Raw genomic sequence first — 9223 nt, 5'->3', positions numbered from 1 at the left:
AAATTTTCTGCGAGTTACAAACTTAATTTTCAAATCGGAATTACCTGCGTAATTTCGGCACAACTGCCCCATAACGTTCCCGCGCTAAAAGCAGTTTGGGACTAAATTAAGCCTTATCTTCGGATTTGCCAAATCTTCCAAGTACAAAACCAACTTTCCATTAAGCCAATTGCCCAAATCCGTTGTAGCGTGTGTTGGTGGCTGTGCTTATTGTCCATTCCTATTTACCACTTTTAATTCGGTTGTCGTGTTTGCAAAGCATTTGGCAATTTTCGGCTGTTGTTTTTCCGCCACCGTGCCAAGGCGTAATATGGTCGGCTTCCATTTCGTTTAGTTCAAATTGTACGCTACATTTTGGGCAAATTCCTTTTTGTCTTTCGTAAGATTCTCTTTTTTGTTTGTCCGTAAAGGCTCGAATACTCAAGTATTTTTCGTTTCGTGTAATCACGTATTCATAAATTCCCGATTTTTTTGTAACGTCTTCATCTTGCATTAATTTGGTTATTTCTTCTTCTAATTTTTTCGTGTCAAACTTCTCGTTTTTGTAACTGTTGTATAAAATTCCGTAATTCACACCTTTCATTTCTTTACGATATTTTGGAAAAATCACATTAATCCAATTGATTACGCTCGAAAAATACAAACGCAATTCGTTTGCGTTTTCTTCGGGTTGATTTTTTGACATATAATCCTCAATTGCATCATTGTTTATCCAACTTATTGCAGTTTCTAAATAATCTTGGCGAATAGGCGAACCCGTCAAATAATCGCTTCCAATACTCGAAGCAGGGCACCCCGATTTACTAAAATATTTTTTCGCATCCGTGAGCCAAGTTCCTGTATAAATGGCGTTTCTTAATTCTTGATTGGTTAGTTTTTCGCCTGCAATGTTGATGGTTTTGAACCAGTCTAATTTTTCCTTATCGTTGCCATCGCAAAAATAAACCATCAATTTGTAGTCTAAAATTTCATTTTTCTCTACGTCTGTAAGGTTGTGAAAATACATTGAGTTTAACGAAAAACTACTCGAAACATATTCGCAAATACTTATTGTTCGTTGTTGTCCGTCTAAAACTTCGTAAGTTTCATCTTCGTTTTTTACCCAATACATCACATTTAAAGGGAAGTTTTTTTTGACTGTTTCTATCACAGAATCACGTTGTTTGTCTTTGTAAACAAATTCACGTTGATATTTTGGGCGAATATTTAATTTACCACCAAAACCAACAACGCCTTCTTCGTTGTCATTAAAATATCCGTTAGAAACTTCACGAATTGTGATTTCTTTAAGCTCTATTTTCATAATCTTTTGTTTTTTATTATAATTCGAGCATACGGAACATCTACAATTCCGTTTGTCATCATATACAAATCGCCATCAACTGCACCTCTTTTTTGTATTTCTTTTCGATATTTTTTATGCTCGGCTTTGTAAGGTTCAACGCCAAATTCAGTACCCGAACTTGATATGCCTAAACCGATTATCTCAAATTGTTCAGGATTATATTTATCCAAAAAAGTTATTGGAACTCCCATAAAACCATTATAATTTACTGGAATTTCTTTTGTCTTCCCAATGTTTATTGCATTAAAATTCTCATAAGTTGGAAATTCTTCTGGAGTATAAGATTTATAAAGTTCTAAATCTTCGTGCCTTTTTCTGATTTCTAAATTGGTGAACCAAGTAACTCCAGAAACTCTAATCATTCCTTCTTTTCGATCGGTTGCCGTTGCATAATCTTCATAATGCTTGTTTATAAAATGGCCCGCACCACCATTAAATCCGTAGCCTAACCAAAGTTTATCTTCTTTTATCAGCTTGAAAATTTCTTTGTATGTTATAGCATTTTGGTGTCCGACAATAATAAATTTCTTGTCAAACTCAACCAATTGAGCAACATATTCTCGAAATAATGAGAATGGGGGATTGGTAACGACAATATCGGCTTGCGTGAGCAAGTCGATACTTTCTTTACTTCTAAAATCGCCATCTCCTTTTAGGTGGATAATGCCAATTTCTTCAGCATCGGGAACTCTGTTTCCGTTTTTGTCGCCATTATATTCAAGATAAATTGCTTTTTCGGATTTGTTTTCACTAAACAAATCTCTTTCTTGATTTTTATAACAAGTTGTAATTAGTTTTTTCAGTCCTAAATTCTCGAAGTTGTAGGAGAAATAATGAAAAAAGTTACTAACTCTTGGGTCGTCGCAATTGCAAAAAACAACTTTGTCTTTAAAGTGTTCTTTGTAATGTCGTAACTCTTTTTCTATGTCTGAAAGTTGAGTATAAAATTCGTCTTTCTTTGAATCTTTTGCTTTGTGTAGGTTTTTGTTCTTCGCCTTTTCCGCCATTGTTGTCCGATTTACGGCAACAATACAAACGGATTTCTTTTTTTTGGCAGTTGTTTTTAGCCCCGATTTCCGTTAGCATTGCCACCAACGTTAGGTCGCTTGGCGATGTGGCGGATTAAGGAAGCCTAAACTTTCGGTTAATGACCTAACTTTCAAACACAAAACCATCTTTAAATTAAGCCTAAACCCGCCATATTGCCAAACGGCGGTTGGGCGATGTTTTAAAATTTAATTTTTGGATTTATTTCCTGAAATTTTATTCGATCCCTTTCAATATTATTAATAATTTTAATAATATTTTCTTGTACATTAAAATTTATTTCACCTAAATATGCAATTTTACCAGCAACAATTTCAAATTTAATATCTACAGGTCTTTTTCTTGTTGATTGCATATAACCAGTATTAAGAAAAGTCTCAATTTCATAGATTTTATATTTTCCTGGTTTTTGAACAATGTTAAAAAGATAAACATTTTTATCATCTTCTTTAAAATCTCCATTTGTGCTTCCAAAATTAATTTGACCAGGATTATAAAGAAAGTTTGTTTTTTTTTCATCCAATGTATTTGAAAACATTTTAGTCGGTGTTTCACTTTCTATTTGCATATAATTTATTTTATAAACTGGTGTAATTGTTTTTCTGTTTTCAAGAGAAAAACTTCCAGCAATCATACCTTCTCTTGAAAAAACGCTCATTTCACTTTTCATTGATGCAGATGGTGCGGTACAACTAAATAGTATTTTGGTAATAATCAATGTTATTATTGTCAGTATTATATTTTTTAATTTCATTTTAATATAGTTTTTTTTATTTAAATTAATCAATTTTTGATTTCTTTCATTTTCTGCAAAAATATCGCCCAACGTCCCCGCGCTACAAGCAGTTTGGGACTAAATTAAGCCCATTATTCGGATTTGCCAAATCTTCCAAATACAAAACCAACTTTAAATTAAGCCTAAAACCCAAATTGCTTGTAGCGTGTGTTGTAGGAAGCCCTTTTTGTTTATCAGTACCTTTTCCTACTTTAGTTTGCAATATTTGGAATAGATTTAGTTATTTTCGGTTTGCATATATTTAATAGCCGAAAAAACAAAACTTATTGCGTTAGCAATAAGTTTTGTTCTTTCAGTATTCCTGTTTCTGTTATTGATGCCATATTTTTTTAGTTGTTATATTTATCAAAAATAGACAAAATAAATCTGTAAGGTTAACTCAAAATCTCAAATAACGTGTTGCATTTACTCGAATTCCAAATCTGAATTCATCGAATTTATTTTGTGTTGTGGTCAAAATAGTTGGAGAACCATCTAACAAATGATGTGCATATTCAATATGAAAATTTACTAATTTGTTGGTATAGGGTAAATTATAATTAATACCCATTTTGATTGCTTGTTCTGTTGCTTTTTCAATAGGATTGTTTAATACAACTAAATCATAACGCACAAATGGAACTAAATCGCCAAACTTTTTTTTATCAAATACTTGAAATTGAAGTTGACCATAACCACCTGTAACATTTAACTTTTGGTCTGAATAATTGGAATAAATCGCTTCATATTCTATTGTGTAAAAATGCTTTCCAATTGTATTAGTGTAGTCTAGATTGTTTTCAAAAGTAAGTTTAGTTCCTGTTGCTGGGGTGCTTCCTAAAGACACATTATTTATGCCCGAAATAAGAGTAAAACTTTTATCTTTTATGTTTTGAGTATTGTCTATCGCAAAACCAACATTTAACTTTTGATTGCTTTTATCGGTGGCTTGAATGATAGATTGGGTAATTTTAAAAGTTAGTGCATTCCAAAATTGAAAACTCGGATGGTCTTGATTAAGCGAACCTCTATTGTCTTGCATTGATGCTTGCAAGAATGTTCTTTTTGATACTTGTGATTGAATTTGTAAGCCCCATTGTGTTCCGAAATTGCCTGTGCTTCCGTGTTCTTCTAGAATTAAATTTCGGTTTATTGTTGGCAAATTACCCGAAGATAAATTATCTTCTTTTGACAAAATATTCGTGTTTTCGCCAAATAATATTCGAAATTTATTAGGGTCATTTGCATTTTGAAAAGTTATATATAGATTTTCCCAAATTTTAAATCGTTCACTATCTTGAAAGAAGTTATTGTCGGTAAAATCAACTTCATAAAATAAAATGGTACGGAATTTATTTCCGCTTATTTTAAAAGGATAACTCGGTAATTGAAATTCCATTCCTTGCCTTACTCTTCTCCAAACAGGAGATAGATTTGGAGAAAATAATCTTTCGGCAAATGCCCACGTACTCCATTGAAAATCATTTTTCTTATACTGTAAACCCGCATCAGGATTATAACTAAAACGCTTTATACTGTCATTTTGTGCAATCGTATTAATTGTACAAAATAGAAATAGATATAAATATTTCATTAGACATTTTTTGTTTTAGTATGAAATTTATATCGTAGATAAGTTGCCACTAATAAAACTACTAGACAAAGTTCTGAAACCACTTTTTCGGCATCAAAAATATCAACAGGACGATTCTTTAATAAAGGATCCATTACTATTCCGTGAACCACAAAAAGCATTGCTGTTGCATATGATATAAGGTGTATGTTTTTCCAAGCACGAAAACTCATTTTATCTCTTATTACCTTTTGTGTGGTAATAACAACAATCATTAATGCAAACATAGAAAGTGTTCCTAATGTTACAAATACTTTTTGTGTGGGCGCATTTATTGGAAAAAAAATGTCGATTAATTTGAACTTTGTCGTTTTATCAAACAATAAAAATAATGGGTGTAATAAGACTAGCAATAAAGCAAAATAAGCTGTCCAATTATGTAAATTATAAACATTAATTTGTTTGATTCGTTTCGGTAATGATTTCCAATACTTGTGTTTTTTGTAAGTGGTACTAATCATCATTCCTAATAGGAAATTAAAAGTCAGCACGATTGTTGCGACCAATCCAATTGAAGCGGATAAGTCTAGAAAAGTTATATTTAACATTATTATTTGATTTTTAAATTATATAAACAGAGCGTTTTGTCGCATAAGATTATACAACAAAGTGAGTACTTAAATAATTATATCAAATTAATAATGAAGCGTAAAGAATATAACGCCTTTGTGGAGGTTCAGAGAATTTATTTTGAAAATTGTTTGTAGTTGTTTTAGAAATAACTACGGGGAAAAAGACAATTTTAGGTTTAAAATTAGACTCAACAACAGTAACTTTTTTTTGAGTTGTAGTTTCGGTTATATCTAACTTTATAGTATTTTGAGAAATATAAGAATGTGTTTCTTTTTCAAAATTTAACTTTTCTTCATTATCTGAAAATTCAAATACTGTGTTGAGATAACAGCAAGAGATTAGCGTGAAGAATAATATTTTGAATTTAAAAACCATATTGCAAAAGTATAACTTTATTCTTTATTGAAAATGAATTATTATGATTTCTAGAGTTTTTTTCAAAGTTCTGTGTAGCTCAAGGGTTTCCTACAACGTTCTGGCACTACAACGGGTTTGGGACTAAATTAAGCCCTATTTTCGGATTTGCCAAATCATCCCAAATACAAACCAACTTTCCATTAAGCCAAATGCCCAAATCCGTTGTAGTGGCTGTTATGTGATGGCTTTTCGGCACAATATTAATCAATAAAAACTAAAAAATGAATTTAGAATTGAAATTTAGAGGATATTCATCAAAAAGCAATAGGTGGCATTATGGATTTGCATTTAATCCACATTTAGAAGTTTGGCATATTCTTCATTCAGACAATGATTTGCCTTTTAAAGAAACCCAAAGAGAAGCTTTAGTAGCAAAAAGCAGTATAGGTCAATTCACAGGATTTATAGATAAAAAAGGAAACGATATTTATAAAGGCGATATTTTAAAGTTTGATTTTCATATTAAAACTTATGAAGTAATATGGCACGATGGAGCGTATTATTTACGAAACGGAAATCAAAACACAAGACTTTCAACAACATCCTTAAGTGGATATTATGTGATTGGTAATGTTTTTGAAAATCCCGAAATGTTATTGGTTTCCCAAGCTATCACATAACGTCTCGTGGCTTGGCGTCAGTTGGGGATGTGTTTAGCCAAATGTATCGATTAAAGACCGAACTTCCAAGTACAAAACCAACTTTAAAGTTTGCCTAAAACCCCAATTGCGCCAAACCGCTGTTATCGGAATTATATAATTGGAAGTTCTTAATTGCACTTAAAGTATTGTATTTATTGACTTTATGAAAATTGTAAGCTGAAAATAATGCAATTAAAAGCATCGAAATACTTGTTTTGTTGTACCAAATGTTATACCTTCGTACCACGTTGCATCAGTTTGAAAGTCTAGTGTTTACAATGGTTTCACTTGTTTGCATCGGAATACAAATATAGTACAACAATTTTAATTTCCTATTATTATGGCTTCTATTAAACTTATTTTAAGAACACACCAAGCAGACCAAACTGGTCATTCTCCGCTTTATATCCGAATTATAAAAGATAGAAAAACGAAATTTATCACTGCTGGAGTGAAGCTAAAAGAGAGCGAGTGGGATGAAACAAAGCAGAAAGTAAAAAAGAACCACCCAAATAGTGCGAGAATGAATGCCTCATTGTCTCAAAAGATTGCTGATGCTGAAGGACAAGTTGCAGACTTGGAACGCAAAGTAAAAACCATTTCAATCAAAAAGTTAAAAGAAGCAATAAAGGGAAAAGAAGTGCCAAATTTTTTCGAGTATTCTTATGCTCGTTGTGAGAAAATAAAAGGCAGCGTTTCGTTTGGAACCTATAAAAATTATATGCTTTACACCAAGAAATTTGAAAATTATGTTGGCAGCAAGGATGTTTATTTTGATGATATTACGGTTTCCGTTTTAAAGGACTATATGGCTCATATGGGAAATGTTTTGAAAAATGGAGCAACAACTCAACGTTATTCAATTATGATTTTGGCGATAATGTTTAAAGAAGCCATCAAAGAAGATATTATTCCAGAATATATGTACCCATTTAACAAACTGACATTAAAAAAAGATACTGAAAAAAGAGTTTTCCTAAACAAAGACCAAATCGAGATATTAACCAATTTAGAGCTAAAAGAAGGACGAAAAGCGGATTTATGGAGAGATTTATTCCTTTTCTCAATTTATGCAGGTGGATTGAGATTTAGCGATGTTATCGAATTGCAATACAGTAATTTTAACGAAGAAGAGCAAAGAATTAAGAAAGTAATACGTAAAACAGGAAGATTGCACCAGTTTAAAATTGGCAAAGTGGCACTAGATATTTTAGGTAAATACAAAAAAGAAGATGCGCAGCAAGATGATTTTATATTTCCTATTATTACGGATAAAGTTGGTTATTACAAAAGCGAAGAAACACGTTATTTCATTTCATCAAGAGAAAATCATTCAGCAAATTTCCAACTCAATAGAATGGGTAAAATGATGAAATTACCTTTTTCACTTTCTTTTCATTTATCAAGACACAGTTTTGCAACCAATGCTTTGAATAATGGAATGAGAATAGAGCACGTTTCAAAACTTATGGATCATACGGATATAAGCACAACGCAGATATATGCTAAAATCATTAGCGAAGAATTGGATAAAGCGGTAGACAACTATATATTTTAATTTTTTTTAACATATAAATACTAAATTTCGGACTTTTGCGTTTATCGTAGTGTGAATATAGAGTTGTTACAGCTTAAACAAATTGTTAATAAATTTTTTTGAAATCCTTACTAAAAGGATTTTTTTTTTACTCTAATTTAGTACAAAAGAAAGTGATAATTTAAAGAGCCAAAAGATAAAAATTTAGATGAATTGCACTAGCGGAATTTGCTAGGATTATTCAAAAATAAGTAGATAAAAGCTTATAATTACATTTCAAATCACAATGAAAACAATTTGTAAAATAGTAATACTTGAATTCAAAAGTACAAATAATTCAAACTTCGCAGTTTGTCGAATTAGTGGCGGTGCCTTTGGCACAGTCAACTAACACTACTTTTGATATTATTATTGAAACTGAAATCTCAATTCAGAATTATTGCGAAGCTTTAGTACATAAAGTTTTTACCTTACACCAATCTCAATTCCCAGCTTTTATAAATTATCAATGTAATAATGTTGAAAATGCAATGTTATGGCTAAATAAATTTGAGAAGCTAATAAATCTAAACGAAAAACTTTTTACTAAAAAATGTGCTATTACAGGAGTTAGTAAATTAATTAATTTAATAGAAAAAAAACGCTCCGAAATGAAATCTTCAAGATTAGAAGCAACAGAATATAAAACACCAAAAAGATATATAAATGCTGAAAGTGATGATAAAATTTTTTCGTTTTATGAATTAAAAAAGCAGCTACAAATTTGTAAAAACGACAATGATAAAATCATTTTATTGACAAAAGAAAAGTTTGAATATCAGCAGTCCAATGTTGAATTTATAAATCAAAAGCTTCCATTATTTGACGAACAATGCAAAAAAGAAATTAAACAAATTTATGAATTAGGTAAGTTAAAATCAGATTTTGAAAACTTCAATAATGAAAATCATAAAAGTTCATTACCATTTAAAAAATTAAAATTTAACTGTAATGTTAATCAATTTGTAGATGTGTTTTATCAATTACACCGTGAGTTATTTTCAGATGGTAAACCAATCATAGACGGTTCTATTAATGATATGGTTGCAGTTATAGTAAATTCATTTGTTGATAAAGATGGAAATGATATTAGTCCCCAAACTGTTGAAACAATACTTAAACCATCAAGAACCGATAAACGACCTAAAGCCCATAAAAAACTAGACATCGACAAACTACTCTAAAACAAAATAGTCCCGAGGGACTATTTTGGGAC

At 30.9% G+C, this 9223-nt stretch carries 8 protein-coding genes; 3 read left to right on the top strand and 5 right to left on the bottom strand.

Annotation, left to right across the window (positions count from 1 at the left end):
* Window positions 1-220 precede the first annotated feature (220 nt).
* From FNW21_RS15085 to FNW21_RS15065, 5 genes are all read right to left on the bottom strand, one after another.
* Window positions 221-1303: an HNH endonuclease family protein gene (locus FNW21_RS15085; RefSeq protein WP_144257584.1), complete on the bottom strand. Its 1083-nt coding sequence runs from the start codon at window positions 1301-1303 to the stop codon at window positions 221-223.
* Window positions 1300-2352: an adenine-specific methyltransferase EcoRI family protein gene (locus FNW21_RS15080; protein WP_144257583.1), complete on the bottom strand. Its 1053-nt coding sequence runs from the start codon at window positions 2350-2352 to the stop codon at window positions 1300-1302. Before FNW21_RS15080 ends, FNW21_RS15085 begins: the two co-directional genes overlap by 4 nt.
* A gap of 221 nt (window positions 2353-2573) precedes the next feature.
* Window positions 2574-3146, bottom strand: coding sequence for a hypothetical protein (locus tag FNW21_RS15075; protein ID WP_144257582.1), 573 nt, complete (start codon window positions 3144-3146; stop codon window positions 2574-2576).
* 421 nt (window positions 3147-3567) lie between these two features.
* Complete coding sequence (locus FNW21_RS15070; RefSeq protein ID WP_144257581.1) at window positions 3568-4761, bottom strand: hypothetical protein; 1194 nt, start codon at window positions 4759-4761, stop codon at window positions 3568-3570.
* Window positions 4761-5348 carry a ferric reductase-like transmembrane domain-containing protein gene (locus tag FNW21_RS15065; protein ID WP_144257580.1) on the bottom strand — a complete coding sequence of 196 codons (588 nt, stop codon included), beginning with the start codon at window positions 5346-5348 and terminating at the stop codon, window positions 4761-4763. The genes FNW21_RS15070 and FNW21_RS15065 overlap by 1 nt, the downstream gene beginning before the upstream one ends.
* A gap of 663 nt (window positions 5349-6011) precedes the next feature.
* On the opposite strand from FNW21_RS15065, the gene FNW21_RS15060 reads away from it, so the two are divergent.
* The 3 genes from FNW21_RS15060 to FNW21_RS15050 all read left to right on the top strand — a co-directional run bounded on the left by FNW21_RS15060 (window position 6012) and on the right by FNW21_RS15050 (window position 9191).
* The gene (locus tag FNW21_RS15060) at window positions 6012-6410 is read left to right on the top strand and encodes a YopX family protein (RefSeq protein ID WP_144257579.1); all 399 of its coding nucleotides are present in this window, start codon (window positions 6012-6014) and stop codon (window positions 6408-6410) included.
* A 361-nt stretch (window positions 6411-6771) separates the two neighbouring features.
* Entirely contained in the window at window positions 6772-7989 is a 1218-nt protein-coding gene (locus tag FNW21_RS15055) for a site-specific integrase (protein WP_144257578.1), read from the top strand.
* A gap of 293 nt (window positions 7990-8282) precedes the next feature.
* A complete protein-coding gene (locus tag FNW21_RS15050) occupies window positions 8283-9191 on the top strand; it encodes a hypothetical protein (protein WP_144257577.1) in 909 nt (302 codons plus the stop codon).
* Window positions 9192-9223: the final 32 nt, after the last annotated feature.

The sequence above is a fragment of the Flavobacterium restrictum genome (genome assembly GCF_007097245.1).
GTDB lineage: Bacteria > Bacteroidota > Bacteroidia > Flavobacteriales > Flavobacteriaceae > Flavobacterium > Flavobacterium restrictum.
Note: the sequence above shows the minus strand (reverse complement) of the source record. Positions and strands in the feature narration are given on the sequence as shown.